22 protein-coding genes and 3 pseudogenes are annotated in these 25,756 nt (G+C 63.8%); 12 read left to right on the top strand and 13 right to left on the bottom strand.

The features are described from left to right. Window positions 1–2 precede the first annotated feature (2 nt). From hadA to R4P95_RS12350, 3 genes and pseudogenes are all read right to left on the bottom strand, one after another. A complete protein-coding gene (gene hadA / locus R4P95_RS12360; RefSeq protein ID WP_317744364.1) occupies window positions 3–536 on the bottom strand; it encodes a (3R)-hydroxyacyl-ACP dehydratase subunit HadA in 534 nt (177 codons plus the stop codon). Beyond that, complete coding sequence (locus R4P95_RS12355) at window positions 533–1,396, bottom strand: cyclopropane mycolic acid synthase family methyltransferase (RefSeq protein WP_317744366.1); 864 nt, start codon at window positions 1,394–1,396, stop codon at window positions 533–535. The genes hadA and R4P95_RS12355 overlap by 4 nt, the downstream gene beginning before the upstream one ends. Window positions 1,397–1,856: 460 nt before the next feature. Next, a pseudogene (locus R4P95_RS12350) lies at window positions 1,857–2,013 on the bottom strand (IclR family transcriptional regulator); the annotation flags it as partial. Window positions 2,014–2,124: 111 nt separating this feature from the next. Here R4P95_RS12350 and R4P95_RS12345 point away from each other — a divergent pair. Next, window positions 2,125–3,348, top strand: a complete 1,224-nt coding sequence (locus tag R4P95_RS12345; RefSeq protein ID WP_317744367.1) for an Ig-like domain-containing protein — start codon at window positions 2,125–2,127, stop codon at window positions 3,346–3,348. On the opposite strand, the gene R4P95_RS12340 is transcribed toward R4P95_RS12345, so the two are convergent. From R4P95_RS12340 to R4P95_RS12330, 3 genes are all read right to left on the bottom strand, one after another. Next, on the bottom strand, window positions 3,318–3,746 hold the full coding sequence (locus R4P95_RS12340; RefSeq protein WP_249354264.1) for a hypothetical protein: 429 nt from the start codon (window positions 3,744–3,746) through the stop codon (window positions 3,318–3,320). The genes R4P95_RS12345 and R4P95_RS12340 overlap by 31 nt on opposite strands. 112 nt (window positions 3,747–3,858) lie before the next feature. Next, window positions 3,859–5,874, bottom strand: coding sequence for an APC family permease (locus R4P95_RS12335; protein WP_317744368.1), 2,016 nt, complete (start codon window positions 5,872–5,874; stop codon window positions 3,859–3,861). 101 nt (window positions 5,875–5,975) lie between these two features. Beyond that, window positions 5,976–6,428 carry a nitroreductase family deazaflavin-dependent oxidoreductase gene (locus R4P95_RS12330; protein WP_317744369.1) on the bottom strand — a complete coding sequence of 151 codons (453 nt, stop codon included), beginning with the start codon at window positions 6,426–6,428 and terminating at the stop codon, window positions 5,976–5,978. Between the two features lie 159 nt (window positions 6,429–6,587). Here R4P95_RS12330 and R4P95_RS12325 point away from each other — a divergent pair, with 159 nt between their 5' ends. Next, window positions 6,588–6,887: a hypothetical protein gene (locus tag R4P95_RS12325; RefSeq protein WP_213578384.1), complete on the top strand. Its 300-nt coding sequence runs from the start codon at window positions 6,588–6,590 to the stop codon at window positions 6,885–6,887. Window positions 6,888–6,993: 106 nt separating this feature from the next. After that, window positions 6,994–7,773, top strand: a complete 780-nt coding sequence (locus R4P95_RS12320; RefSeq protein ID WP_317744370.1) for an acetoin reductase — start codon at window positions 6,994–6,996, stop codon at window positions 7,771–7,773. Window positions 7,774–7,821: 48 nt separating this feature from the next. Here R4P95_RS12320 and R4P95_RS12315 read toward each other — a convergent pair whose 3' ends face one another. Beyond that, entirely contained in the window at window positions 7,822–9,132 is a 1,311-nt protein-coding gene (locus tag R4P95_RS12315) for a GAF domain-containing protein (RefSeq protein WP_317744371.1), read from the bottom strand. Then, complete coding sequence (locus tag R4P95_RS12310) at window positions 9,129–10,175, bottom strand: 2,3-butanediol dehydrogenase (protein WP_317744372.1); 1,047 nt, start codon at window positions 10,173–10,175, stop codon at window positions 9,129–9,131. Before R4P95_RS12310 ends, R4P95_RS12315 begins: the two co-directional genes overlap by 4 nt. Before the next feature lie 181 nt (window positions 10,176–10,356). Here R4P95_RS12310 and R4P95_RS12305 point away from each other — a divergent pair, with 181 nt between their 5' ends. Next, a complete protein-coding gene (locus R4P95_RS12305; RefSeq protein ID WP_317744373.1) occupies window positions 10,357–11,511 on the top strand; it encodes a hypothetical protein in 1,155 nt (384 codons plus the stop codon). Window positions 11,512–11,589: 78 nt separating this feature from the next. Beyond that, window positions 11,590–13,413: an NAD(P)/FAD-dependent oxidoreductase gene (locus R4P95_RS12300; RefSeq protein WP_317744374.1), complete on the top strand. Its 1,824-nt coding sequence runs from the start codon at window positions 11,590–11,592 to the stop codon at window positions 13,411–13,413. Window positions 13,414–13,778: 365 nt separating this feature from the next. Here R4P95_RS12300 and R4P95_RS12295 read toward each other — a convergent pair whose 3' ends face one another. Together R4P95_RS12295 and R4P95_RS12290 are read right to left on the bottom strand one after the other, a co-directional pair. Next, window positions 13,779–14,987: a fatty acid desaturase gene (locus tag R4P95_RS12295; protein ID WP_317753826.1), complete on the bottom strand. Its 1,209-nt coding sequence runs from the start codon at window positions 14,985–14,987 to the stop codon at window positions 13,779–13,781. Window positions 14,988–15,337: 350 nt separating this feature from the next. Then, entirely contained in the window at window positions 15,338–16,066 is a 729-nt protein-coding gene (locus R4P95_RS12290; RefSeq protein WP_213575761.1) for a TetR/AcrR family transcriptional regulator C-terminal domain-containing protein, read from the bottom strand. Window positions 16,067–16,195: 129 nt separating this feature from the next. Between R4P95_RS12290 and R4P95_RS12285 the strand changes: the two genes are divergently transcribed. The 5 genes from R4P95_RS12285 to R4P95_RS12265 all read left to right on the top strand — a co-directional run bounded on the left by R4P95_RS12285 (window position 16,196) and on the right by R4P95_RS12265 (window position 19,276). Beyond that, entirely contained in the window at window positions 16,196–16,660 is a 465-nt protein-coding gene (locus tag R4P95_RS12285; RefSeq protein ID WP_213575760.1) for a hypothetical protein, read from the top strand. A gap of 66 nt (window positions 16,661–16,726) precedes the next feature. Next, a complete protein-coding gene (locus R4P95_RS12280; protein ID WP_317744376.1) occupies window positions 16,727–16,921 on the top strand; it encodes a CsbD family protein in 195 nt (64 codons plus the stop codon). Between the two features lie 59 nt (window positions 16,922–16,980). Further along, window positions 16,981–17,085 (top strand): DUF6131 family protein, encoded by a 105-nt coding sequence (locus R4P95_RS12275; protein WP_317744377.1) that lies wholly within the window; start codon window positions 16,981–16,983, stop codon window positions 17,083–17,085. Window positions 17,086–17,160: 75 nt separating this feature from the next. Then, window positions 17,161–18,420: a fatty acid desaturase gene (locus tag R4P95_RS12270; protein ID WP_317744379.1), complete on the top strand. Its 1,260-nt coding sequence runs from the start codon at window positions 17,161–17,163 to the stop codon at window positions 18,418–18,420. Further along, entirely contained in the window at window positions 18,413–19,276 is an 864-nt protein-coding gene (locus R4P95_RS12265) for a DUF1206 domain-containing protein (RefSeq protein ID WP_317744380.1), read from the top strand. The genes R4P95_RS12270 and R4P95_RS12265 overlap by 8 nt, the downstream gene beginning before the upstream one ends. Window positions 19,277–19,588: 312 nt before the next feature. Here the strand turns inward: R4P95_RS12265 and R4P95_RS33560 are convergent. Further along, window positions 19,589–19,797 (bottom strand): annotated as a pseudogene (locus tag R4P95_RS33560) (transposase); the annotation flags it as partial. Between the two features lie 886 nt (window positions 19,798–20,683). On the opposite strand from R4P95_RS33560, the gene R4P95_RS12255 reads away from it, so the two are divergent. Both R4P95_RS12255 and R4P95_RS12250 read left to right on the top strand, forming a co-directional pair. After that, on the top strand, window positions 20,684–22,075 hold the full coding sequence (locus R4P95_RS12255; RefSeq protein ID WP_317756782.1) for an MFS transporter: 1,392 nt from the start codon (window positions 20,684–20,686) through the stop codon (window positions 22,073–22,075). A gap of 1,027 nt (window positions 22,076–23,102) precedes the next feature. Beyond that, a pseudogene (locus R4P95_RS12250) lies at window positions 23,103–23,575 on the top strand (transposase); the annotation flags it as partial. A gap of 300 nt (window positions 23,576–23,875) precedes the next feature. Here the strand turns inward: R4P95_RS12250 and R4P95_RS12245 are convergent. Continuing rightward, complete coding sequence (locus tag R4P95_RS12245) at window positions 23,876–25,399, bottom strand: aldehyde dehydrogenase (NADP(+)) (RefSeq protein ID WP_317744382.1); 1,524 nt, start codon at window positions 25,397–25,399, stop codon at window positions 23,876–23,878. Window positions 25,400–25,412: 13 nt separating this feature from the next. Beyond that, window positions 25,413–25,754 carry a ferredoxin gene (gene fdxA, locus R4P95_RS12240; RefSeq protein ID WP_317744384.1) on the bottom strand — a complete coding sequence of 114 codons (342 nt, stop codon included), beginning with the start codon at window positions 25,752–25,754 and terminating at the stop codon, window positions 25,413–25,415. Window positions 25,755–25,756: the final 2 nt, after the last annotated feature.

Raw genomic sequence — 25,756 nt, 5'->3', positions numbered from 1 at the left:
CGTCAGTGCCTTCGCGGCGCACGGCGGCGAGTTACATCGGCGACGACGCCGGCGAGTGCCTCGTCGATCACACCGCCGCTACGGGCGATCATCGTCGTCCAGGATGTCTGCACGGCGCAGCCGCCACCATCGGTGATCTCGTTACGAAACACCAGGACATCCTGTCCGTGGGACTCCCGGAACGACTCGAGAGTCGACTCGCAGTAAAGCTGGTCTCCCACCCGAACAGGTCTGTGTACCACGATGCGCTGGTCGGTGTGCAGAACCTGACTCAGGTCGTAGACCGTCACGAATTCGGTGAAAAGATGCTGTTGGACAATGGAACCCAGAATCGACGTGAACGTGATCGGCGCGATCAACGTTCGATAGCCGAGTTCCGCGGCACCCTCCTCGAGGTGGTGCGCCGGGTGATCGTCGTGCACTGCATCGGCGAACTCGCGGATCTTCTCACGCCCCACCTCGTAGTAACCGGGCATTCGATAGGTGTGCCCGACCAGTGCCTCGACCTGGTCGCTCACAGTCAATTCGGCCGTCATAAGGCGAGGCTGAACTGCATGACGTCGATGTAGCCGTCGCGGAAGTAATTGGCGCAACCGCTCAGGTATTTCATGTAGGTGTCATAGATCTGCTCCGAGGCGGCCGTGATCGCCTCCTCGCGGTGCTCTGCCAGGGCAGTGGCCCACGAATCGAGCGTCCGCGCGTAATGCTGCTGCAGCGGCTGTATCCGGTCCACACGAAATCCGGCCTTCTCCGCGCCTGCCACCACCCACTCCGGTTCCGGCAGTTGACCCCCCGGGAAGATTTCGTGCTGAATGAACTGTCCGAAGAGTAGAACCTCGCGATTGATGGGCAAGCCCAGCTCTCGGATACGGTGGCGGTTGATCTGAGTGATGGTGTGCAGCAACATCCGACCGTCTTCGGGCAGTATCTTCCGGCATCGCTGGAAGAAGGTGTCGTAGCGTTCACGTCGGAAGTGTTCGAAAGCACCGATACTGACGATCCGGTCTACCGGCTCGTCGAAATCTTCCCACCCCTCGAGGCGCACCTCCGCCGTGAGATCACCGAGGGGCAGCCGCGAGAATTCCTCGTTCACGTGCTCGAACTGGTTACGGCTCAACGTCAACCCGATGACGTTCACCTGATACCGGCCGATCGCCCGAAGCATGGTGGACCCCCAGCCACACCCCACGTCCAGCAGCGTCATACCCGGTCGCAGATCGCACTTACCCAACGCGAGGTCGACTTTGGCGATCTGTGCCTCTTCGAGACTCATCTCGTCACGTTCGAAATACGCACAGCTGTAGGTACGAGTGGGATCGAGGAACAGGGCGAAGAACTCGTCGGAGAGGTCGTAGTGGGCTTGCACATCGGCGTAGAACGGGGTCAACTTGTCCACCGTGCGACCCACCTCTCGTGATCAGTGCATGCACCAACGTCGAGCTGGCTGCTTAGCTCACGAACCTTTCACAGGAGCGATGACGTCGACCCCTCGGAGACGACGCCACCGTCCGGCTGATCTCAAGATACCCACTGCGTGCTCGGGCCGCGACCCAAACTCCGTGAAAATGTCGTTGGGCACTCCGCTCCCACGCCGCTGACTCAATGCGCGGTCAGCGATTCCTCCGTGGTCGCGGTGGGTCATGCCCTTGTTTGCCGACATACCGGCCTCGACCAGCAGCTCGGGGGTCGAGCTGGTGTAGCCCGTCGAGTTGAGGCTCACCGCCAGGCCGCGTCACCGCGTCGAGGCGTACTCACTTGCAATTACGTTGCTACTGGCTAAAATTCCGCCGATGCCGATGCCGGTCAGTGCGCGAGGAGAACCAGGCCCGACGTCGACGCATGCAGGGGCATGCGACCGGCGATGCCCCGGATGCCACCTCCCACCGCCGCACCCCGATCCGCACGTCTGCGAGCCATCTCCGACACCGTCAGCAGGGAATCATCCGAGTGGAACGATTCCACGATCCGCACCGCCCGGGACAGAACCGACTCACCGGTGTGCACACGCGCCATGTCACCAGTGTGCACCGAGAAGAATCCCGCGGAGGAAACTGCACCACGCACGGCAGAGCGGCGAGATAGGTTTAGTCTGCACAACCCACACGGATCGAGGGGGCCGCCGTCATGCGCAATCACCGTTCCCACTGTCTGGCCGCACTTCTGACTCTGGTGCTGTGCACCGCGTTTCTCACCGCCTGCGGCTCCACCTCCGCACCGTCCGCGCCCACCACCGGGCAACCGCCGGCAGGGCCGCAGATCACCGTGGTCCCGGCCGACGGGGTGGCCGCGGTGAAGCCGCTCGATCCGGTGTCGGTCGACACCACGGGTGGCACTCTGGAGTCGGTCACGATGACCAACGACGAGGGCCGGGTCATCGACGGCATCTTCACCCCGGACCGCGTGTCGTGGAAGCCGGGCGTACCCCTCGGCTACGGCAAGACCTACACCCTGGTGATTACCGCGGTCAGCGATGACGGTGCCCGTAGCGATCGAACGAGCACATTTACTACCGTGCGGCCCGGCAATCAGACCAAACCCTCGTTCCTGACGACCGGTGGCAACCTCCTCACCGACGGCGGCACCTTCGGCGTCGGCATCGTGATCGTCACTCATTTCGACGAGCCGATCACCGACCGCGCAGCCGCCGAACGGGCGCTGAGCGTCGAAACGACGCCACCGGTGTCGGGCTCCTGGTATTGGGCCGACGATCAGAATGTGCACTGGCGCCCGCAGAACTATTACGAACCCGGCACGAAAGTCACCGTCCGCGCGAATGTCTACGGGAAACCTCTCGGCGAGGGTCTGTTCGGTCAGGAGGACGCGACCACCTCTTTCACCATCGGAGACGCCCACATTTCCGTGGCCGACGACACCACCAAGCAGATCACCGTCACCGACAACGGCGAGGTGGTCCGCACCATGCCGACGTCGATGGGCATGGGCGGAAGCGAAGTCGTCGGCGGCCAGACCCTGACGTTCTGGACCCAGCCGGGCATCTACACCGTGATCGACAAGGCCAACCCGGTGGTGATGGATTCCTCGACCTATGGGCTGCCGGTGAACTCCCGCCTCGGCTACAAGGAGTCGATCAACTTCGCAACCCGCATCAGCACCGACGGCATCTACCTCCACGAACTCGCGGACACCATCTGGGCTCAGGGCAACACCAACGTCTCGCACGGATGCCTGAACCTCAGCCCCGAGAACGCCCGCTGGTTCTACGACTTCTCCCGCCCCGGCGACATCGTCGAGGTGCGCAATACCGGCGGCGCTCCCCTCGAGCAATGGCAGAACGGTGACTGGAGCGTGCCCTGGGATCAGTGGCTGGCGGGCAGCGCGCTGCGCTGACGCCTCGACGTGGCAGTTCGTGCAGCGCCGCCGGCCGCTGGCGCCTCCGTGGCCGTTTTCGGGCTTCCCGGAGTCGTGGCGCCTGCCGTGCCGGGCTCCGCCGGCGCCTCCGTTTTGCCTTGGTCGGGCTTCAGTTGGTGCAGTAACAGGGCCGTACCACCGGCCGCCGCAACGAAAGGCCACTCCACCACGCCGGTCAGCGCGACCGCCCCCATCGTCATGACGGCTGCTGGAGTGGAATGGCTGCCGCGACGAGCGCCCTCGACTGCCCCCTCCCCGGCCCCTTTGACAGTGCCGACGACGCTACCGATCGCGGCACCACCGATCGCACCGAGAGTGGCCGTTGCGGCGTCACCGGCTCCGGCGACCACCCGAACGGTGTTGTGAACGATGTTCATGACATTCACCAAGTTTCGCGACAATCCTCATGTCGCTGATCGATCCGAATGGGACTTCCCCTGAGTACCCCACTCCTGTTTCGGTGAACACGCTGACCGGCAGAAAGATGGCTCACTTCCGGGTGTCGGGAGGTGATGACTTCGCGGGGAGAGCGCCGCGGCGGATGTCGCCAGGCGCGGGAAGCGGTGCCGGGTCGCGGATGCGTTGGGCGGAGTCCAGCAACCAGGGGATGCTGGTGACCATCACACCGGGCGTGTACAGCAGTCGGCCCTTGAGGCGTAGTGCGCTCTGATTGTGCAGAAGGTTTTCCCACCAGTGCCCGACGACGTATTCGGGAATGTAAATGGTGATCACCTTCCGAGGATTGTCGCGACGTATCGTCTTGATGTAGTTGATGATCGGGCGGGTGACTTCGCGGTAGGGGGAAGCCAGCACCTTGAGCGGCACCGGAAGGTCGTGCTTAGACCATTCCTTCTGTAGGCGGGGCGTGTCGTCGCTCTGCACGGTTACGGCCTCGATGATCGAGGGCCGAGTTGCGCGGGCGTAGGCGAGGGCGCGAGCAGCGGGTTTGTGTAGTTGCGAGATCAAGACAATGGCATGCACCTGGGACGGCAGATCGAAACTGTCCTCCTCGAGGACGAGCGCGGCCGACACACGATCGTAGTGCCGGCGGATGCCCTTCATCAGAGCGAAAAGGATCGGCATCGCGATGACAACCAGGTAAGCGCCCTGGGTGAACTTCGTGACGGTGACGATGATCAGCACCAGCCCTGTGAGCACACAGCCAATTCCGTTGACGGCACGTCGCAGGTGGATCCTGTGCCGCTCGGTGCGGTCCGGTGTGGTGCGCAGGAGGCGGTTCCAATGCCGGACCATCCCGGCCTGACTGAGGGTGAAGGAAGTGAACACCCCGAGGATGTACAGCTGGATCAGGTGGGTAACCGAGGCGTCGAAGATGACGATCAGGGTGCCGGCCGCGAGTGCCAGCAGAATGATGCCGTTGCTGAACGCGAGCCGGTCGCCGCGGGTATTGAGCTGGCGGGGCAGGTAGCGGTCGCGGGCCAGTATCGAGGCAAGCAGCGGAAACCCGTTGTAGGCGGTGTTCGCAGCCAGGATGAGGATGAGCACGGTGGCTGCCTGAATATAGAAGAACCCCACATTGGTGCTTCCGCCGAATACCGCGGCGGCGATCTGAGCAATTACTGTCCGCTGCGGATCGGTCGCACAATCTCCGGCGAACCCGGTGAGGTCGCAGGTGTTCTCCGCGATTCGGACCTTGCTGATGATGGCGAGTGCGGTGACCCCGGAGAACATCACGATCGCGGTGGCTCCCATTGCGACGAGAGTTTTCGCGGCGTTGGCGCTCTTGGGTTTGCGGAACGCAGGCACACCGTTGGAGATCGCCTCCACCCCGGTCAACGCCGTACAGCCGGAGGAGAAGGCGCGCAGGGCGAAGAAGATCAGCGCGAGGCCGGTGAGTCCCGAGTGTTCGGCAGTGATCGTGTAGGCGGCGCTCTCCGCGACGGGCGGATTTCCGAACGCCGCCCGGATCAGCCCGGTGACGATGAGCACGACGACGCCGGCGATGAAACCGTAGGTTGGTACAGCGAACGCTTTGCCCGACTCGCGGACCCCGCGCAGATTGATCGCGGTCAGCAGGACCACGAAGCCCGCCGCCAACGCCACTCGATGCTCGTTCAGCGACGGCGCGGCGGAGATGAGGTTGTCGACCCCCGCTGCCACCGACACCGCCACGGTCATCACATAGTCGACGAGCAGGGCGCTGGCCACGGTAAGGCCGGCGGACGGTCCCAGATTGCGGTTCGCGACCTCGTAGGATCCGCCGCCGCTGGGGTAGGCGAAGACCACCTGCCGGTAGGAGAGCACAACCACCGCGAGGAGCACCACCACCGCGGCCCCCAGGTACGGCGTGAGGTAGAGGTACGCAAGCCCGCCGAGCGACAGGATCAGCAGAATTTCCTGGGTCGCATACGCCACGGACGACAGTGGGTCGGAAGCGAAGATCGGCAGCGCCAACCGCTTGGACAGCGACTGCTCGCCGAGGCGTTCGCTGCGCAACGCACGGCCGAGGACCAGCCGCCGAGCCGCGTGTACAGCTTTGGACACTGCCGAAGCCTACGTCCTCGGCACACGGTTTCGGCGGCGGAGACGCGAGATGGGGCAAAGAAAACGGGGAACCGGCGGCTTCGTGCGTTGTCGCTGCTCTTCTAGCCGAGTGGCTCGATCCGGAAGACGGCACACTTGGGCGCGGCGGCTTCGAACGCTTCCGGCGACGCATTCTCGACCGTTCCGGCCTTCAAGAACATCGAGACGCCATGAGGCATTTTGGCCGGGAACTCCCGCAGGATCGGTCCCCGCTCGGACACCGGCAGGGCCACGAGCCGCACCTGCTCGCAGTGACGGCCGCGGGTCAACGTTCCGCGGCCCGCCGCCTCCGCATTTCTTGCCCAATCCGATCGGGCATATCCGGCGACCACGTATCTCGAGCCGTCTACCTCGTACGGTGACACCGGCGTCGACCGCGGCTTACCGCTCTTTCGGCCGGGAACGGTGAGCGTCGGCATCGGCATGGCGATACCCAGGTGATGCAGCCCGATGATCGCCTTGTTGACCCAGGGCAGGTACCACGGGGGCTTCACGGTGTCGGGCGAGTGTTCCATGTCGTTCGGCCTCCACTGATGGTGTACCGCGTGGGCAGAAAAGAAAACTGGACGGTTTGGTACTCGCAAGTAGTGCAAGATCAATCGTAACCTGCACGGCGCAATGCAATTCCGGCGAGGTCGTGTGCTCCACAGCGATCAATAGCGAAGGAAGTTTTCATGGGCATGCGCGACACAATCAACGGTGCACTCGAAGTAACGCGCCTCGCCTTCGACGCAGCCGCTGCCGTCGCATCCGTTGTCGTTGCCATTCCCATCGCGTTCGCCATCGGCGAGGCCACCACCATGGCGCGGGCCGTCCGAGGTGACATCACCCCTGCTGCAGCCGATCGGTCGGCCGACGGCAGTACACGTCTGCACAGCGCATCGGACATCGCCCCCGCTCCACTCGTCCTCCGAGGCGACGCCTACCGCGAGAACCGACCGGCACGCGCCCTCTCCGTTCGGCGAGACAGCTGACTCGTCGCCACTCCTTCGCGCGCTACGGCGTGCAACCCTTGAGTGCCCGCAATCGACAGTGCTTGCCTTCTCTGTGAGGACGATCACTATCGAGAGGAACTCAGGGATGAGCATCGAGGGCAAAGTCGCTCTGATCACAGGAGCAGGGCAGGGGATCGGGCGGGCGATCGCGTTGCGTTTAGCAGCGGACGGCGCCGACATCGCACTCGTCGATGTCAACGGCGACCGTCTGCACGCGGTGGCCGACGAGATTCGCGCCGTGGGGTCGAAGGCAATGTCCGTAGTTGCCGATGTGACCGACCGAAGCCAAGTCCAGTCCGCTGTCGATCAGGCCGAGCACGAATTGGACGGCTTCGACATCATCGTCAACAATGCGGGAATCGCGCAGGTCAATCCCCTCGCAGACGTGCAGCCCGAGGAAGTGTCGCGAATCCTGGCGGTCAACGTCGAGGGCGTGTTGTGGGGTATTCAGGTCGCGGCAGCCAAGTTTCGGGCGCGGGGGCACGGCGGCAAGATCATCAACGCATCGTCGATCGCCGGTCATGAGGGCTTCGCGATGCTCGGCGTCTACTCGGCGACGAAGTTCGCGGTCCGCGGGCTGACGCAGGCGGCGGCCAAGGAGTATGCGGCCGACGGCATCACCGTCAACGCGTACTGTCCCGGTGTCGTCGGTACCGACATGTGGGTCACCATCGACGAGCGGTTCGCGGCCCTCACCGGCGCTCCGAAGGGTGCGACGTTCGAGAAGTTCGTCGGCGGTATCGCTCTGGGCCGTGCCCAGACTCCTGAGGACGTCGCGGCCTACGTCTCCTATCTGGCGGGGCCTGATTCCGACTACATGACCGGGCAGGCGGGCCTGATCGACGGCGGGCTGGTGTACCGGTAGACCACCACCCCTGTGAGTACTTATTAACCTGCGGCGGTTGATAAGTACTCACAGGGGGTTGCGGGCTGCCACCACTGCCGGCGACACCGAATGCGGCAGCAGCCGGGTACGGTCGTCGGGTAGGCGCACGTCCAGCGTTGCGGCCTCGTCGAACCGATAGGGCTGTCCCAGAACGATTCCGGGAAAGTGGCGGCGCAGACGCGACATCTCGGCTCGCACCGTCATCGCACGGCCGCTGTCGCCGAACAGGTCGTCGGCCAACTGCGCGGCCGTGCGGCCGTCGCGACTCCGGGTGAGGAGAAAGAGGATCTCCGCGTGTCGTGGTGTCGGCTCGTGCGCCCAGGAGCCGAAGGCGCTGTGCACGTGCACGGTCGGGTGTTGCGGGCGTGTGAGGTCGAGCCTCACGAGAGTCCGCGGAGTTGCCTCGCGATCCGAGCCCCCGACCGGGCGCACCAACCACCCACCGGGAAGCGGTTCGACGTCGCACGAGCCGAGGTCGGGCATCCACGCACGACCCGGGGTCATGTCGTCGGGCAACAGCAGTCGCGGACGGAACGGCGACGACTCGGTCGCGGCCGTCCATCCGTCGCTGTCGACTGCCAAGGCGGGACCGGACATACGTGACAGCATCGGCGCCGCGACAGCCCGCAGCCGGTCGAGGTGCTCCCGGTGTATCTCCCGCAGATGCGATTCGGCGAGGCGCGCGACCGCGTCGACCAGCGCGAGTGTGGCCGGGTGCACGGTGCCCACGGGACCGCTGACGTCGACGACACCGAGGACACGGCCCGTCCGGGGATCGCGAATCGGGGCTCCGGCGCAGGTCCAGGCGTGATGACTGCGCACGTAATGCTCGGCCGAGAAGATCTGTACGGGTCTGCGTGAGGCGAGCGCAGTGCCGATCCCATTGGTGCCGACGCTTTCCTCTGCCCAGGTTGCGCCCTCGACGAAACCGAGCCGATCGGCCCGACCGAGTGCCGACGATGATCCTCTGCGCCACAACACAACCCCGTGCTGATCGGTGACGACGAGAATATTGTCGCCGCCGTCGACCACCGCGTCCAACCCGTGAACGAGGTGGTCGAGCACCTCGACGAGACCGGACTCGCGGCGGCGCGTGTCCAGTCTCGACGGCGTGATCCGCGGGGTAGGCGGCGCCGACTCGGGGTCGATGCCCAGCCCCCTCAGCCGACGCCACGAATCGTCCACAACCTCCCGGGGCCGTGCAGGGGATTTGTCTCCGGACATCGTGGCCTCGTACACGGCCGCGAGAATCCGCGCATACCCCGCCGGATCTTCTCCCGCACCGACCGCTGGTTCGGCGGCCCGGCGTCGAGAAGCGCCGGGTCGTGTGGAGGTCACCGCGACGGGTCCACGAGCACCTTCATCTTGGTGCCGGCGTGTAGGGCTTCGAACCCGTCTTCGACCACGCTGTCGAGGGCGATGGCGCTGACCCATCCCGTGGTGTCGTACTTGCCTTCCGCCATCAGGGCGATGACCGCCTCGTAGTCGGCCGACGTGTAGCACAGCGACCCCTGGATACGCGACTCGTTCATCACCAGATTCAACAGTGGTGTCTCGAGGGGCTTTTCGTAGATTGCGACACTGACCATGGGCTTACGGGCGCCCACGCAGGCAAGTGCGGTTTCGACGGACGGCTGCACACCCGCAGCGTCGTAGGCGGCGTCGGCTCCGCGGCCCTCGGTGGCGTCGCGGACATAATCGGGAACGTCCACTGCGGTGGGATCGAGGGTCTTTGCGCCCAGCGCCTCTATCGCGGCGCGGCGGGTCGGTGACGGTTCGACGACGAGGACGTCGTCGAGCCCCTTGCCGCGCAACGCGAACCACAGGCCGATTCCGATGGGTCCGGCGCCGAAAACCATCGCGGTGTCACCCGGACGGACGTCGCCCAGGGTCGCTGCGTGATAGGCGACGGACATCGGTTCGACGAGGGCGCCGAGCTCGAGCGACACATTGTCCGGCAGCGGGTGGACCATGTCGGCCGGCACCACCGTGTACTCGGCCATGCCGCCGTCCGACATCAGACCGTGGAATCCGATCTGCTGGCAGATGTTGTAGTTCCCGGCCGCACACGGGGCGCAGTGCCCGCAGCGGTAGATCGGTTCGATCGCGACCCGGTCGCCCACCGACGTGCCGGTGACGCCCTTGCCGATCTCCGTCACCGTGCCCGAGAACTCATGACCGAGGACCAGCGGCATCTGCTGGCCGGTCAAGGCGTGCGGCTCGGTGGGGATGAAGATCGGCCCGGCGTAGTACTCGTGCAGGTCGGTTCCGCAGATGCCGTTGAAGCCGACCTTCACCTTTACCTGCCCCGGCCCGGCCTGGGGTTCGGGCACATCGGCGATCTCCACCTTGTTCGGGCCGTAGTACACAGCTGCGCGCATCGTTCACTCCCGTCGCTCCGGCACCCTGCCGGTATGCACTGAGTTGTATGTGACCTGGCCCACAAGCCGGAAGGGTTGCAGCGCGTTGCAGCGGCTACTGCCCGCAACCCTGCCGCGTCCTGTGTGATCCAGCTCATAGTTGTCGCGACCTTGCACGCATTTCCCGACGAAGGAGCACGACATGACGGCAACCCTGAGCCCGTCCTCGACAAGCGCGCCACCGAAAAGATCACCGTCGTGGGCGGTGTTCGGCCTGGCCAACCTTGCCGTTGTCACGGCCGTAGCACTCGCTACCTGGTATCTGCTCGCAGATCCGCAGATCAGTCCGTGGAACTTCTACCCGCTTCCGTTCAATGCGGCACTGTTCTGGGCGATCCTGTTCGTTGTCTTCATCGGCTTCAACTGCGAGTTCGCAGGCTTCGACCGACTGAGCCAACCGACGCGAGGGATCGCAATCCTCGGCACGACGGCAGTGTTCGCGGTGGCGGTCACGTGGGTCCTCGCGAACGGACTCGGCCGGTTGTTCCCCGACTTCGCCGCGGACCGCGCCGACGGACTGGGGTACTTCGCCGGGGCCCTGTTCGTGCTCTTCGGCTTCGGGACGTGGGTGATGGCCGTCCTGAATTGGAAACACTGGCCGTGGACCGCACTGGGACTGCGGCAATCACTGGTCGGCCTGTGTGAGATCGCCTTCATCGCCGTCCCGACGCTGGCGCTGTATCTGGTTCTCGGATTGCCCTCCGTCTCGCTGTCGGCGACGGACCCACTGATGTCCGTCGACACAGTCCTCGGATGGTTTTATTCGATCGTCGTCTCCGTGATCCTGACGGGGCAGACGCTGGACAACTGGCCGTGGCGCATCTTCGGCGGTGAGCGCAATCCGCGAGCGGTGGTCCTCGCCTCGACGGTCGGCAACGTCGTCCTCGGAACTGCGATCTACTTCGTGATGGTTCCGCTGGTCGAGATTCTCGTCGGCAGCGTGGCCACCACCGAACTGGGCGATGCCATCCATCAGTTCCCGGCCCAGCTCGGAGTGTGCTGGGCATTCTGGATGATTTTCTGGGCCAACGCATTCGGCAACCGGCCCACCCGTTTCGGTGACGGCAGAAATCTGCTGCTGCGGGCGGCGCTCACCTTCGGACTCGCCGTTGTCACCTTCCTCGTCTACTACCGGTTCGCCGCCGAGCACATTCTCCACGAGCCCGTGGTCGCCGGTGACCTGCGTGGCAACGCACTCGGGTTCCTCGACTGGCTCGTGCTGTGGACCCTGCTGTACGTCGTCGGGTTCCAGTCCTTCGGTCTGCGGCGGTGGGCGCCCTCCGTGGCCGGGTCGTGATTGCAACACGCTGCAACGCTGTTGTCCCCGCCCCGAACAGAGTGTGCTGTGAGTCACAACAGAGAAAAGGAGAGGTCCATGACACAGACTGTCCAGCCGCCCGCGGTCCAGACATTCTCGACGCCTCAGGAACGGGTCGACCTGTGGTTGGCTGATTTCGAAGCGGCTCTCGCTGCGCGGGACATCGAACGCGCTGCGGGCATGTTCGCGGTCGACAGCTTCTGGCGGGATCTGGTGGCATTCACCTGGAACCTCAAGACGGTCGAGGGACGCGACGGCGTCGCCGCAATGCTGCAGGCACGACTCGACGACACCGAGCCGACGAACTTCCGCACCAGCGAGACCCCGGTAGAAGCCGACGGTGTCACCTCCGCATGGATCACGTTCGAGACCGCCACGAGCCGCGGAAAGGGCCATCTGCGGCTCAAGGGCGACGAGGCGTGGACGTTGCTCACCACCATGCAGGAGCTGAAGGGACACGAGGAGCCTCGCGGCACGAAGCGTGTGAAGGGCGCGGTCCACGGCGCCGGCGGAGACACCCTGAGCTGGGCCGAAAGGCGAGAGCTCGAGGAGAAGGAACTCGGCTACACGCAGCAGCCCTACGTACTGATCATCGGCGGCGGCCAGGGCGGCATCGCGCTCGGTGCCCGCATGCGTCAGCTCGGTGTACCTGCCATCGTCGTGGACAAAAACGAGCGCCCCGGCGACCAGTGGCGTAACCGGTACAAGTCGCTGTGCCTGCACGACCCCGTCTGGTACGACCATCTGCCCTACATGCCGTTCCCCGACAACTGGCCGGTGTTCGCCCCCAAGGACAAGATCGGCGACTGGCTCGAGATGTACACGAAGGTGATGGAGATTCCGTACTGGGCGTCCACCACCTGCACCTCCGCCAGTTTCGACGAGGAGACCAAGGAATGGACCGTCGTCCTCGACCGTGCCGGTGAGGAGGTCGTGCTCCACCCGAAACAGCTGGTGCTGGCCACCGGCATGTCGGGCAAACCCAGCGTCCCGACGTTCCCGGGCCAAGACATCTTCCAGGGCGAGCAGCACCACTCGAGTCAGCACCCGGGTCCGGACGCCTACGCAGGTAAGCGCGTCGTCGTCGTGGGCTCCAACAACTCGGCCCACGACATCTGCAAGGCGCTCTACGAGAACGGCGCCGATGTCACGATGCTGCAGCGTTCGTCCACGCACATCGTGAAGTCGGAATCTCTCATGGATCTCGGCCTCGGCGACCTCTACTCGGAGCGTGCCCTCGCTGCGGGCATGACCACGGAGAAGGCTGACCTGACGTTCGCGTCCTTGCCGTACAAGATCATGCACGAGTTCCAGATCCCGATCTATCAGAAGATCGCCGAACGAGACAAGGAGTTCTACGACCGGCTCGAAAAGGCGGGATTCAAGCTCGATTTCGGTGACGACGGCTCCGGCCTGTTCATGAAGTACCTGCGCCGCGGGTCCGGCTACTACATCGACGTCGGCGCCTCCGAACTCGTCGCCGACGGCAGCATTCACCTCGTCTCCGGACAGGTCGATCGACTCACCGAAACCGCAGTGGTCCTGCGCGACGGAACGGAACTACCGGCCGACCTGGTCGTCTACGCCACCGGCTACGGTTCCATGAACGGGTGGGCCGCGGACCTCATGGGTCAGGAAGTGGCCGACAAGGTCGGCAAGTGCTGGGGCCTCGGCTCCGACACCACCAAGGACCCCGGCCCCTGGGAGGGCGAGCAGCGCAACATGTGGAAGCCTACGCAGCAGGAAGCGCTGTGGTTCCACGGCGGCAATCTGCATCAGTCGCGGCATTACTCCCTGTATCTCGCCCTCCAGATCAAGGCACGGTACGAGAAGATCCCGACGCCGGTCTACGGCTTGCAGGAAGTGCACCACCTCAGTTGATCCGCCCGCTGTCTGATCCCCCCGTGTCGGGCGCCCCGCATCACACCGGTGCGGGGCGCCCGTTTGCCCGTTCCCGACCGCCAACGGAGAGTTGCCCTGCCGATGTTCCACGCCCTCGTCGCTTGTTTCCTCTTCCTCACCGGACGATGGCTGTCCGCACCGATCAGAAACCCGATCACCGCACTGGCACAGGCGCGGACGGTCATGCGGTGGGTTGCTCTCACCTCGTCCAGTCCCGATCACCTGGATGGCCCCAACCTGCGGGGCTATCGGGATAACGGTTGAACTAAAGCCGGCCGGCTATGCGGTGGCCGTGCTCGACCTGAACGCTGCAGCAGCCAAGACCGTCGTCGAGGAAATCGTCGTCAGACTCCCACACGGTCGCGGATTGCTGTTACCAGCCCGCGGCGCACGCCTGTGACCGGGTCGATCCGCGGCGTGGGATCGGTGAACTTGCGTTCCGAAGCGGTCTCGGGCGCGTCGTCGGCGGTCGCTCGCAGAAACTGGTTCGGCAGCGCCAGCTTCGCGATGGTGCGCCAGGACTTCAGGTACTGCACGGGCAGCGATCCGCTCGTGTAGGGCAGGTCGTACTTTTCGCACAGCGCACGAACCCGCACGGAGATCTCGTGCAGCCGGTTGCTCGGCAGATCTGGGAACAGGTGGTGCTCAATCTGGTAGCAGAGGTTGCCGCTCATGAATGCCATGACCGGCCCCGCCTCGAAATTCGCGCTGCCGAGCATCTGCCGCAGGTACCACTGTCCCCGCGTTTCGTCTTCCAGATCGGCGGTGGTGAACTTCTCCGCGCCGTCGGGGAAATGCCCGCAGAAGATGACCATGTTGGTCCAGACGTTGCGGATCATGTTCGCCGTCAGGTTCGCGGTGAACGTGAGCGGGAACGCCGGACCGGTCAGTACTGGATAGACAACATAGTCCTTGGCGATCTGCTTGCCGACCTTGGCGAGCACCTCGCGACCTCTGCGCACCAACTCGACCCGATCGATGCCGCCCTGGGTTACCTTGCCCAGCTCCAAATGCTGCAACGCCACGCCGTACTCGAAGAACAGCTGCAACAGTAGGTTGTAGACCGGATTGCCGACGCTCCACGGCTGCCAGCGCTGATCGCGGGTGACGCGGAGTAGGCCGTAGCCCACGTCGTCGTCCATCCCGAGCACATTGGTGTACTTGTGATGGATGTAGTTGTGGGTCTGCTTCCAGTGCGCCGACACGCCGGCGATGTCCCACTCCCACGACGACGAGTGGATCTCCGGATCGTTCATCCAATCCCACTGACCGTGCATCACGTTGTGGCCGAGCTCCATGTTCTCGACGATCTTGGCGGTGCCCAGCAGCGCCGTGCCGGCAAGCCAGGCCGGAGGAAACCAACTCGCGAACAACACTGCGCGACCACCTGTTTCGAGGGAACGCTGTAGTCGGATCGTGCTGTGAATGTACCGGGCGTCCCGCTCGCCACGCGACGCTTCGATATCACACCGGATTGCGTCGAACTCGCCGCAAAGCGCTTCGACATCCGCGTCGGTCAGGTGGGCATAGTCCGTAACATCGGAAATCGCCATGCGTCGACGCTAGCGTAGGTTACGCAACCGTAGGTTACGTGCAGATAAGATGTGCGTTAGCCGGGGCGGTACTCGCGAACAAATTTGGGGGGATGCTCACCAGAACGAACCCGAGCCTACGGATCGCCACCGACAGGCGATCGCGCAGCCGCGAGTCAGCCGGACTCTTGGGAGGAGTGAACCACCGGTCGGCCTGTGGTTGCGCACCGGAGCAGGGCTGGATCCGCACCGCCTCCCCGCACGAGCGACAGAAGAAACGTGCGATGACTATGTGGATCCGCCGCGTCGGTAGATGCTGCAGGTTGGCAGGTCGGGGGTGCCGGCACGAAGGTTCGTCCGTTGGATTCAGCTCACCGCAGGGAGGCTGGGCTGTCGGGATGGGGCAGTGTGGCGGTCAGTCCCGTGATCAGGATGTCGAGGCCGCGTTCGAGTTCGGCGGCGCCGTCATACGACGCCAGCACGGGTGCGAGACCACGCAGCAGCGGGAACTCGCCGATCGGTAGCCGGTGCAGTCCCAGGCGCAGCAGATCGTCGTGCTCGTCGGGGCGTTCGACGATTTCCTGGAGTTCGTTGAGGACGTGACCGTGGAGGAAGCCGAACAATGCCCGGTAGACGTGCAGGGCATCAGTCCCGGTGAAGCCGGCCCGGGTGAGCAAGCTCAGGATGTTCTCGAGGGGGCGCAGAGTTCCCAGGGGCCGCAGCCCCAGGGGCGTCGACAGGGGCCGGGTGACCAGCAGCGGGACCACGTGGGGATGATCGAGCGCCAACCGGCGGAAGCCCCGGGCGACCTCCCGGAGTTGGGTTGCCCAGTCGCCGTCGTCGGTGTCGACCTCGAGTTGGTCGAGGACGCTCTCGGCGACGGCGTCGAGGAGCGCGGCCTTGTTCGGAGCGTGACGGTAGAGGGTCATCGGGTCGCGGCCCAGGGCTTTGCCGAGGCGTCGCATGGACAGTGCGTCGATTCCGTCGCGGTCGATGATCGCGAGTGCTGCCGTCAGGATTCGCCGGCGGGTGATCGGACCGCCGTCCGGGACAGAACCGTTACCGGAGCGGATCGGGCGATCAGCGGGGGCCTTGGCCATCACAAACACTTCCCTTCGCTGCTTCCACTGTAGGCCTTTACCGTAGGTCTCGACAGTAGACCTACGGCGTTGACACACCGCGGAATACGGCGTTGACTGGGTACTACAACGTAGGCCCGGGAGGCCGCCATGATCATCATCTTCGGACTCGTCATTCTGCTCGCCGCGGTGGTCATCGGACTCGCGGGCGTGTTGACCAACAGCGGCGACGGGCACGCCCTGACCGATGATTTCGCCGTCTTCGGTTATCACGTCACCGGCTCCACCGGCACGCTGTTCCTGTACGGCATCGTCGTCGGCGCGGTCGGCCTCCTCGGGCTGAGCGTGCTACTGGCCGGTGCCCGGCGGACTTCCCGCCGCGGCCGCCTTGCCCGACACGACCTGAAGGATTCTCGCCAGCAGACAGCGGACGCGTACCAGGACCGGGACCGCCTCGCCGGGCAGCGCGACATGGTCGCCGCGGACCCGGACACAGTCGACAGAACCGCGAACGGGTCAACCCCCGGTGACCAGCGAGACGGGCGACGCGACTGGCGGCACCCGTTCGGCCACCGAACAACCGGGGCCGCCACCACCCACGACGTCGCTCGCTGAGGAAATCCACCGACATCGGGCCCGTAGCCACGCCGTCCGATCACCACAGAGAGAAGAAGTACCGCCATGAGCATCGGGAAGAAGCTTCGGCACAAGACGGAAACCGCCGAGGGCGCCACCAAGAAGACGGTCGGCAAGGCCCTTGGAAACGAACGCATGGAAGCCGAGGGCAGTGCAGACCAGGCCAAGGGCAACATCAAGCAAACCGGAGACAAGCTCAAGCAAGCGGGACAGAAGATCAAGCACACCTTCAAACACTGACCCGCTCGCACCGTTCGATACCCAATCCCCAGTCTCTGTCCCGAAATCAGGTCGCCCTCATGATCATTCTCGGAATCATCATCGCGCTCATCGTCATCGGCGTGGTCATGGTGATCATGGGGTCGATGGGCCACGCGGTGGCAGGGCACCGCCACTACTACTGACCCGGCCCTGAGGCCCGCACCGGACGGGGCAGCACCCAGGTTCCGGAGGGACTCGTCCGGCACCTGGAGCACACCATGGCCATCTCCGACATCAAGGAATACGCACACCTCACCGACGCGGACGTCGAGGCACTCAGCGACGAACTCACCAGCATTCGCCGGGAGGTCACCGAGTCCCTCGGGGAGGCCGACGCCACCTACATCCGCCGCACCATCGGCCTCCAGCGGCTACTCGATGCCGCTGCACGACTGGTGATCTACGGCAGCAGGAAACCGGCGGGCTGGGCCCTCGGGACGACAGCGCTCGCGGTGGCCAAAAGCGTGGAAAACATGGAGATCGGCCACAACGTCTCCCACGGCCAATGGGACTGGATGAACGACCCCGAAATCCATTCCAGCAACTGGGAATGGGACATGGCCGGCCTGTCATCGCAGTGGCGGTATTCCCACAACTACCGCCACCACGTGTTCAGCAACGTCGTCGGAATGGACGAGGACCTCGGCTACGGCGTTCTCCGGATCACCCGCGACCAGCCGTGGAAGCCGGAACATCTACTGCAACCGCTGCGAAACCTGCTTCTGGCGGCGATGTTCGAATGGGGGATCGCCCTCCACGACCTGTACTCCGAACAGTCCCGGGCCCGCACTGCCGCCGAGAAGTCCGCCCACACCCGAGCACTGATCGGAAAGATCGCCCGCCAGACGGGCAAGGACTACCTGCTCTTTCCCGCCCTCAGCGGACGCCGCTGGCGGCGAACGCTGACGGCGAACCTGACCGCGAATCTGCTGCGGAACGTGTGGTCGTACGTGGTGATCTTCTGCGGGCACTTCCCGGACGGCGCCGAGAAGTTCACCCTCACCGAACTCGAGAACGAGACACAGCCGGAGTGGTATCTGCGGCAGATGCTCGGCGCCGCCAACTTCCGGGCCGGCCCGGTGATGGCGTTCCTCAGCGGCAACCTGTGCTATCAGATCGAGCATCACCTGTTCCCCGACCTCCCCAGTAACCGCTACGCGGAGATCTCCATGAAGGTGCACGCATTGTGTGAGAAATACGACCTGCCGTACACCACCGGCTCCCTCGCCCGGCAGTATCTGCTGACGCTGCGCACCATCCACAAACTCGCACTCCCCGACCGGTTTCTGCGCGCGACCGCCGACGATGCCCCCGAGACGGCCTCCGAACTGAGATTCCGCACCGTGAGTGAGCCGGTCGCGGCAACTCGGGCTACCCGCATCGGGCTACGCACAGCCCTACGAACCCTGCACACGAACCGGCGCACCCGCCGGCGGAGGATTCCACCACCATCAACATCGGACGATCACCATGCCTGACACCACCCCTTCCCCGGCATCCGCCACCAACTCCTCGCGGGCGTCGTACGACAACTCGTCCTCCACCGCAGGCCGACTGGCGCAGAACAGCTTTTTCGAATGGTTCGCTCGGGGCGGGTTCGTCGTGAGCGGGATCGTGCACCTGATCATCGGCTACATCGCCATCCGGCTCGCCCTCGGCGGGGCAGCCGGCACCGCCGACCAATCCGGTGCCATGACGGAACTGGCCGCCAAACCGGGCGGCATCGCCGCACTATGGGTGGGTGTGGTCGCATTCGTCATCATGGGACTGTGGCGGCTCGCCGAAGCGGCACTCGGCAGTTCGTCCCGACCCGGCGCCGACAGCAAGAAATCGGAAATCATCGATCGTGTGAAGGCGTTCGCCTTGGCGATCGTCTACTTCTCGTTCGCCTTCTCGGCGTTCGGATTCGCCCGCGGCAGCGGAAAGTCGAGCAGCGGGCAGAGTGCGGGGATCACCGCCCGCCTGATGCACACCACCGCCGGCACGATCGCCCTCATCGCGGGGGCGCTGGTCATCATCGCCGTCGGCGGATACCACGTCTACAAGGGGATCAGTCGCAACTTCCTCGACGACCTCGAAGGAACAACCAGCCCACTCGTGCGGCGACTGGGCATGGTCGGCTACATCGCGAAGGGTCTGGCCATCGCCGCCATCGGGTTGCTGGTGATCCTCGCCGTCAATCAATCCGAGCCCGATAAGGCCTCAGGACTCGACGGCGCCTTCAAAACCGTCGGCGCCCAACCCTACGGAGTAGCCCTCCTCATCGCGGCCGGTGCCGGCATCATCGCCTACGGCCTCTACAGCTTCGCCATGGCCCGCTACGCCAAGATGTAGTCGGGCGCAGCCCGAGCAGTTCGGACAGCCAATCGTCGCGATGGTCTGCCGCAACTGATATGTAGCGGAGTCTGTCAAGAGGGCAGAGTGAGGCGCCTCCGGGGAGCGACCCTGGAGGCGCCTCTGCACTTCATCGACAAGTCCCAGTGGTGAGCGTGTCGATATGCGACGCGCGGTCAGACTGATATACGTGGGTTGTACACCGCAGGAAGATTTTCGGCTGGATCGCAGCCGCGTGTTTCGGTGAGAAGGCAGCCATCGCGTGACTCTTCGAGAGACCGACCAAAGTCACTCGATGAAGGACCACGCGATCGACGAGTTTCTCCATCCGGCGGGTCGAGACTCCGAGCAGGTAGCAGGTGGCAACCACCGAGGTCAGCGCCTTCTCGGCGCGCTTGCGGCGCTGGCAGCAGCCAGTCCGGGAATTATGAGCCGGACCGCAACTTCGGGATGGCGACGTCGAGGGTGCCGGCGCGGGTGTCGAAGCCCCGATGGCGGTAGCCGTTTCGAGGATTGGTGCGGTGTTTCGGCCGACGGGTCAGGCGGCGTGGCCGGGGCGCGTCGCGGTCTCGATGAGCGCTTGGAACCTGCTCAGTCATCTGGCGCGTCACCGGGTCGGCGCCGAGCGAGTCACGCAGTGCATCGGCGACAAGGGTCCGTGCTCGCTCGTTGAAGTCCGCGGCTCGCACGAGTACGCGGGTGACTGCGAGTGAATCGGGCTGGTTGGGGGCCTTCAGCACTGCGAAGTCGACCGCAAGTAGCCGGTCGTGGATTCGGGCCCGTGTTCGAGCCATGCCATCGTCGAAGAGGTCGAGCGCCAGAGAAGGCCGATTGCGCCTCCGCATTGGTGGGGGCTGGGGTTCGGTGAAGAGGCCGACCGCCGCACTGGATAAGTCGGCCCGACGCAGCAACTTTTAACTGTCGAGCAAACACGACAGTTTCCGATAGTGCCGGCAACGAAAGACAATTCAGCAATAGGGAGGGGTGGTCCATTGCATGGACCGGAACATGATGTGAGTCCTGCTACACCTGCACCATTGCATCGAGTCGCGACCACCCGGCCGTTGCGTCCTGGGAGTCGAGTCGACCATGTCAATCATCCTCGCCTGAAGGAGTACATAATGATGCCGTCCGCGTCCTACCCCGAGATCCCTGTACCCGGTCCGGCAGGCTTCGAGTGAGTACTGCATATAGGTCGCCGAGTAGACCCAAACCATTTAGTCAAGGACTTGATCGAACCCCGCAGCCCACCTTGCCTTTGTCGGCAGGTCGCAGAAAATCGCGTTCCCAGACAAGGTTCACGAACCTCTGGGGTAGTGATGTCAGAAGGTCTTCGAAAGCCGTACTTCTCGATCGCTATTCGCCGATCGAACCGCTTCAATATTCTAAACGGAAGGCATTGCACCCATGAGCCGGGAACCATCAAGCCAGCAACAAATACCCGCCACTGAACTTAACATTCGTGAGGTTGTCGACTCGCGACCAATGAGTCGGTTCCATTATGCGCTACTTGCGCTAGGGGGCAGCGTAATGTTCCTCGATGGGTTCGATACCCAGGCGATCAGCTTCGCAGCGCCCGCCATTGCAAAGGAGTGGGGACTCCCAGCGGCATCCCTGGGACCAATCCTCTCAGCTGCAATCGCGGGCTTAATGGCGGGGTACCTCGCACTCGCGCCGTTAGCCAACCGCATTGGACACCGGCGGATCGTCCTGGTGTGTACGACTATTTTCGGTGTTCTCACACTGTTGTGCGCGTTCGCCGATACCGCCCTCCAGTTGATCGCACTTCGCTTTCTCACGGGGGCCGGACTGGGAGCTGCAATTCCGAGTATTGTTGCCCTGGTCAGCGAATTCGCGCCCACACGGCGCAGGTCTTCCTTCGTCATGTTCATATATTGCTGGCTAGCACTCGGTTTTGTTGCGGCAGGAATCGTTTCAGGAATTGTCATTCCTATGTGGGGATGGCGATCAATGTTCATTATAGGAGGTTCCCTGCCGCTTCTGCTCCTGGTGCCCCTGATTCGCTACTTCCCCGAGTCTCCGACCTACTTGTGTCGGTCAGGAGCGCGTCAGCGGGCGGTGGAAACACTTCGGCGACTGGCGCCAGGTCTGTCGAGCAACGTGGTTCTCCTCGCGGAGACTCTCCAACCGACCGGACTCGAAAAGTCCAGTCCATTTACTCTCGTTCGCGGACAATGGTTGGTCCCCACGGTGCTGCTATGGATCGCATTCATGACCAACCTGGCCGCGTTCTATGCAATTCAGAGTTGGCTCCCAACAATCATTTCAGCTCAAGGGCACTCTCCGAGCCTGGCTATTGCCGCAACCGTGTTGACCACCATCGGCGGAGTTGCGGCGGCAACCGTCATTGGACCCGCCATGGACCGTATCAACGCCTTTCGAGTCCTTGGATCCGTCTACGTGGGTGGTGCAGTCTTTGTGGCGATACTCGGATCGGTTCTGATGGGAACTTCCGCCGGGTTGCTCTTGATGGCGGCGTTCCTCACGGGTACCTGTGTCGCAGGTGGACAAATGAGTGTAATCGCGTTGGCAACGGTCGTGTACCCAACAGCGATGCGGCCAACTGGTGTGGGCTGGGCGCTGGGCATCGGTCGAATTGGTGGAATCGCAGGCCCATTGCTCGTCGGTGCAGCTCTTGGAGCGCAGATGTCGTCTTCTTCTATCTTCGTGATGATGGCACTGGTCTTGGTCGGAGCCAGCGCTAGTGTTTTCGCTTTAGAACGGCGCTTACGAACAGCTGCTGTGGAGCGGCGGATGTCACCGTCTCCCACTGGCTAGTACTGGCACGGAAAGATCTGCTATCACGGAATTGTTGTCGAGCATGTTGCACAACTCAACATCGCGGGAGTAGGCAACGCCGCCGAGACGATGCCCCGGCACCGTCTCGGCGGCGTTTGAGCTTGGGGAGGAATCGAGACTGGTGCACCCACATTGTCCCTCCCTCGTGGCCCAGCTTCGCGGTGGTAGGTAATCGTGTCCAGAAGCATTGCGAGACCGACTCGCTCGATATGTGCATGCCTACGGTCCCGGGTAGCAGTGCATTCGATGCAGAGTGGGTCCTGCCTGGGACTGGGAACATGCATCCCACCGTCCTGGTGTCGGCGGACATATGAAAAGCTGGCCATAGGCGGTCACGAAAGTGCCCGGAAAGGGCCACACCCGGCGACAGACATGGGTTTGAGCCCGCTGGCGGACACGACACGGCACACTCGGATGTGTCCGTTGTACGACGCGATCGATCTTCGTCCCGTTCACATCCCCGGATCGGGGCCCTCCCTCTAGTTCGCTCGAAAGTGCTACCACGCCGAAACGTCCTCGAGGAGAGGCCGTCATGAAGTCCGCCAACGAAGCCTTGGTTATTCGGGTGATCGTCAAGAGACCGCGTACCTGTCGAGGCGGTCGAGGAGGCCGTCGAAGATCTTCTTTCGTCCGACCCGCCCCCCTTGGTGGCGGCGTCGCCGCGCTGGCAGGGTGCTCGCATCACACCGTCGCCCGTCGCGTCACCGAACGCCACCCGCCGATGCTCCGACCCGCCGCGGGAGAAGAGACCGATGCTGGTCGACGAGTATCAATCACCGAACCCAGCTCTGCTTGCAGTACGACTTCGGCGACGGCGCGTCGTCGACGACACCAAGACCGTGTGCTGCGCGCGGGGCTGGTCTGGTACCGGTACCGGGTGGATGATTCCGTTGCGCGACCACACCGCCCCATCCGTCTACGTTGGCCTGGACCGGACCGTTGAGGCTAACCACTGTGGAGTGGACATTCCGACAATTGATCGTGAAGGCCAGGATGGGATGCCGTGGTGGGACGTCAATCGCTGTATTCGGAGGAGTTCCGGAGGGATGCTGTCGCGTTATACCGAACAGCCGAAGGGAAACGCAACTACGCGGTGGTCGCCGCGGATCTTGGGATCGGCGCGGAGGCATGGCAAACCCTGGTCCAAGGATACCGCCGCAAGGCACGCTCGGAGGACCACGGTACCGGCGGCGTTAAGACCGAAACGGACGAGTTCGCGCGCCTGCGCGCAAAGATTTCTCGGCTACGCGGTGCGGAGGAGAAAGGGCAGCTCGAACGCGAGATCCTGCGCCGGGCAGCCGCGATCTCGCAACGGAGATGAGTGAATATCCGCCGCTGGGGCTTCATATCCGCTCATCGTGCCGTGTTCGGCGTTCGGCGGCTGTGCTGGGTGCTCGGGACCTCCACACCGGCTACTACAAGCAACTGACCAGCGAGTCAGCCCGAGTCCAGCGCCAGGCCGAGGAGGCCGCGAAAGTCGATTCCAAGAAATCAAGTGGAGTGGCTGTGCGGACGGACCTGGACGTCGAAGTCGCAGGCACGGCTGAAGCTGTTCGAGTGGCTCGTGATTCTATCGTCGTCGCCGTTACTACGCCCGCCCATACCTCGTCCCAATGGAGTTCGAACAACGACTGGTCGCGTCGTCTACGCTGTCTGTCGCCGCCTGAAATCGGGTATCCACCCCGAGGGGCAACCTCAGGCTGAAGTTACTCCCCTTGGAGTGGACACCCCTTCCTCGAGCTCACGTATGCGATATGGTCCGCACCACAGGCCGCGCTCTCAAGACACCTGGAGTTGTCCATTGATGCGTCGTGGTAGCGGGCAGGTCGGATTGTCCGTAAGTTCGTCGGGCAGTGTGTGAGCGGGAGCGTTCTGCCAGGTCAAGGGCCTCAGGAAGCGTCGGATTGCCGTGGCGCCCACCGACGTATGAAGGCTATTGGTAGCCGGCCAGGGACCGCCGTGATGCTGCGCCCAGCTCACCGCCACTCCCGTGGGGTAGCCATTGAAAACGAGTCTGCCGGCGCGCTCACTGACTGCACCGATCAACTCGGGTCGCTTCTCGTCCGCACCCAGGTGCAGAGTGACGGTCAGCGACGAGGGCAAGCGGTCAAGCACCTCGGCCAATTCTGCAGGGGTCGAGTATCGGGCGATGACAGCGGCGGGGCCGAAGTACTCCGCAAAGGCGGCATCGGGAAGGGACTTGGCCGCCACGGAGACCAACAGCGGGGACACGTTGTACCCAGGTCCACTCGCCCGCTCGTCCATGGGCACGGATACCACGCCGGGCGTCTGACGGAGTTCAGCCGTGTCGGTCAAGTACGACGAATGGATCCGGTGGTTGAGTAGCGGCACAATCTGCGCTTTATTCATCACGGTAGCAGCAGATTTGACGATCGTATCTCCGTCTTCGCCTGCCGGTACGACCACGAGGCCAGGCTTCGTGCACAGCTGCCCAGCGGAACCGGACACGGCGTCCGCAAGACCCGTGCCGATCTCCGCTGCTCGCTCGCGCGCGGCGGCAGGGGTGATAATCAACGCGTTGAGACTCGAGAGTTCGCCGTAGAAGGGAATCGGCTCGGGACGGCTGTTGATGATGTCGAGCAACGCTTTCCCACCCGACAACGATCCGGTGAATCCGACAGCTGTGATGCTCGGATGAGCCACAAGCCTCTCACCGGCCTCACGTCCGAATACCAAGCCAAGAGCTCCGATCGGTGCTCTCACCGATCTCAACGCAGTCTGCAGAACATCGTGAATGAATTTGGACGTTCCAGGATGTGAGCCGTGCGCTTTGACGACTACGGGACTTCCAGCTGCCAAGGCGGAGACTGTGTCCCCACCTGGGACCGAGAACGCTAGTGGGAAGTTGCTGGCACCGAAGACAGCGACGGGTCCGATCGGCACTAGCATTCGCCGCAGATCGGGGCGCGGTCCCATGGGAGTGGGCCCGGCCAGGTCGATCGTCGCCTCCAGGTATCCACCATCCTCGAGGACCTCGGCAAAAAATTGCAGTTGGTATGTTGTGCGGCTCAGCTCTCCACCGAGCCTGGCGGCGCCGAGCGCAGTTTCGGAGTCGGCGACGGAGATGATCCTCTCGCGCGAGGTCTCGAGAGCATCGGCGAGTGCTCTCAACAGCTCGGCACGACCGGCCCGTCCGAGTGCCACAAGGGCAGGCGCAGCCTCGGCAGCGAGAGCTACTGCGGCGTCGACTTCAGCAAACGTACTTTCGGCGGCGTATGCAGGCAGTGGGGTACCGGTGCGAGGGTCTACTCCAGTGACCGGCCGACTTTCATTGCTCTTCACTAAATTCTCCATGTCATCGGTGAGGCAGTGCAGCGATGGTGTCGGTATCAACGCCAACCGGTCCTAAATGTGAGGCACCGCCGGGATTGCCGAGCACGACGGCCCTCCCGGACAGCGGTTTTGTGAAGAACTCGGCGTTATCGGCGATGTTCCAGGAAGCATCGGTGCCTACAAGGGCTCGTTCGGAGAACGCTGCCGCAGTCGGGCACACCTGTTCGCAAGCACCGCATTCGATGCACTCCACTGGGTTGATGTACATCTTGCGATCGCCTTCGTAAATACAATCGACTGGACACTCTTCCATGCATGAGCGGTCGAGTATGTCGACGCAGGCGTCGGTGATGACGTAGGCCATGA

This window comes from Rhodococcus sp. IEGM 27, from assembly GCF_033142305.1.
In the GTDB taxonomy this organism is placed as follows: domain Bacteria; phylum Actinomycetota; class Actinomycetes; order Mycobacteriales; family Mycobacteriaceae; genus Rhodococcus_F; species Rhodococcus_F oxybenzonivorans.
Note: the sequence above shows the minus strand (reverse complement) of the source record. Positions and strands in the feature narration are given on the sequence as shown.

Excerpts from the sequence above, each read along its gene's own strand:
- hadA (WP_317744364.1), bottom strand. The coding sequence starts at position 536 with ATGACGGCCGAATTGACTGTGAGCGACCAGGTCGAGGCACTGGTCGGG.
- R4P95_RS12345 (WP_317744367.1), top strand. The coding sequence starts at position 2,125 with ATGCGCAATCACCGTTCCCACTGTCTGGCCGCACTTCTGACTCTGGTG.
- R4P95_RS12340 (WP_249354264.1), bottom strand. The coding sequence starts at position 3,746 with ATGAACATCGTTCACAACACCGTTCGGGTGGTCGCCGGAGCCGGTGAC.
- R4P95_RS12330 (WP_317744369.1), bottom strand. The coding sequence starts at position 6,428 with ATGGAACACTCGCCCGACACCGTGAAGCCCCCGTGGTACCTGCCCTGG.
- R4P95_RS12325 (WP_213578384.1), top strand. The coding sequence starts at position 6,588 with ATGGGCATGCGCGACACAATCAACGGTGCACTCGAAGTAACGCGCCTC.
- R4P95_RS12320 (WP_317744370.1), top strand. The coding sequence starts at position 6,994 with ATGAGCATCGAGGGCAAAGTCGCTCTGATCACAGGAGCAGGGCAGGGG.
- R4P95_RS12310 (WP_317744372.1), bottom strand. The coding sequence starts at position 10,175 with ATGCGCGCAGCTGTGTACTACGGCCCGAACAAGGTGGAGATCGCCGAT.
- R4P95_RS12305 (WP_317744373.1), top strand. The coding sequence starts at position 10,357 with ATGACGGCAACCCTGAGCCCGTCCTCGACAAGCGCGCCACCGAAAAGA.
- R4P95_RS12300 (WP_317744374.1), top strand. The coding sequence starts at position 11,590 with ATGACACAGACTGTCCAGCCGCCCGCGGTCCAGACATTCTCGACGCCT.
- R4P95_RS12295 (WP_317753826.1), bottom strand. The coding sequence starts at position 14,987 with ATGGCGATTTCCGATGTTACGGACTATGCCCACCTGACCGACGCGGAT.
- R4P95_RS12290 (WP_213575761.1), bottom strand. The coding sequence starts at position 16,066 with ATGGCCAAGGCCCCCGCTGATCGCCCGATCCGCTCCGGTAACGGTTCT.
- R4P95_RS12285 (WP_213575760.1), top strand. The coding sequence starts at position 16,196 with ATGATCATCATCTTCGGACTCGTCATTCTGCTCGCCGCGGTGGTCATC.
- R4P95_RS12280 (WP_317744376.1), top strand. The coding sequence starts at position 16,727 with ATGAGCATCGGGAAGAAGCTTCGGCACAAGACGGAAACCGCCGAGGGC.
- R4P95_RS12275 (WP_317744377.1), top strand. The coding sequence starts at position 16,981 with ATGATCATTCTCGGAATCATCATCGCGCTCATCGTCATCGGCGTGGTC.
- R4P95_RS12270 (WP_317744379.1), top strand. The coding sequence starts at position 17,161 with ATGGCCATCTCCGACATCAAGGAATACGCACACCTCACCGACGCGGAC.
- R4P95_RS12265 (WP_317744380.1), top strand. The coding sequence starts at position 18,413 with ATGCCTGACACCACCCCTTCCCCGGCATCCGCCACCAACTCCTCGCGG.
- R4P95_RS12255 (WP_317756782.1), top strand. The coding sequence starts at position 20,684 with ATGAGCCGGGAACCATCAAGCCAGCAACAAATACCCGCCACTGAACTT.
- fdxA (WP_317744384.1), bottom strand. The coding sequence starts at position 25,754 with ATGGCCTACGTCATCACCGACGCCTGCGTCGACATACTCGACCGCTCA.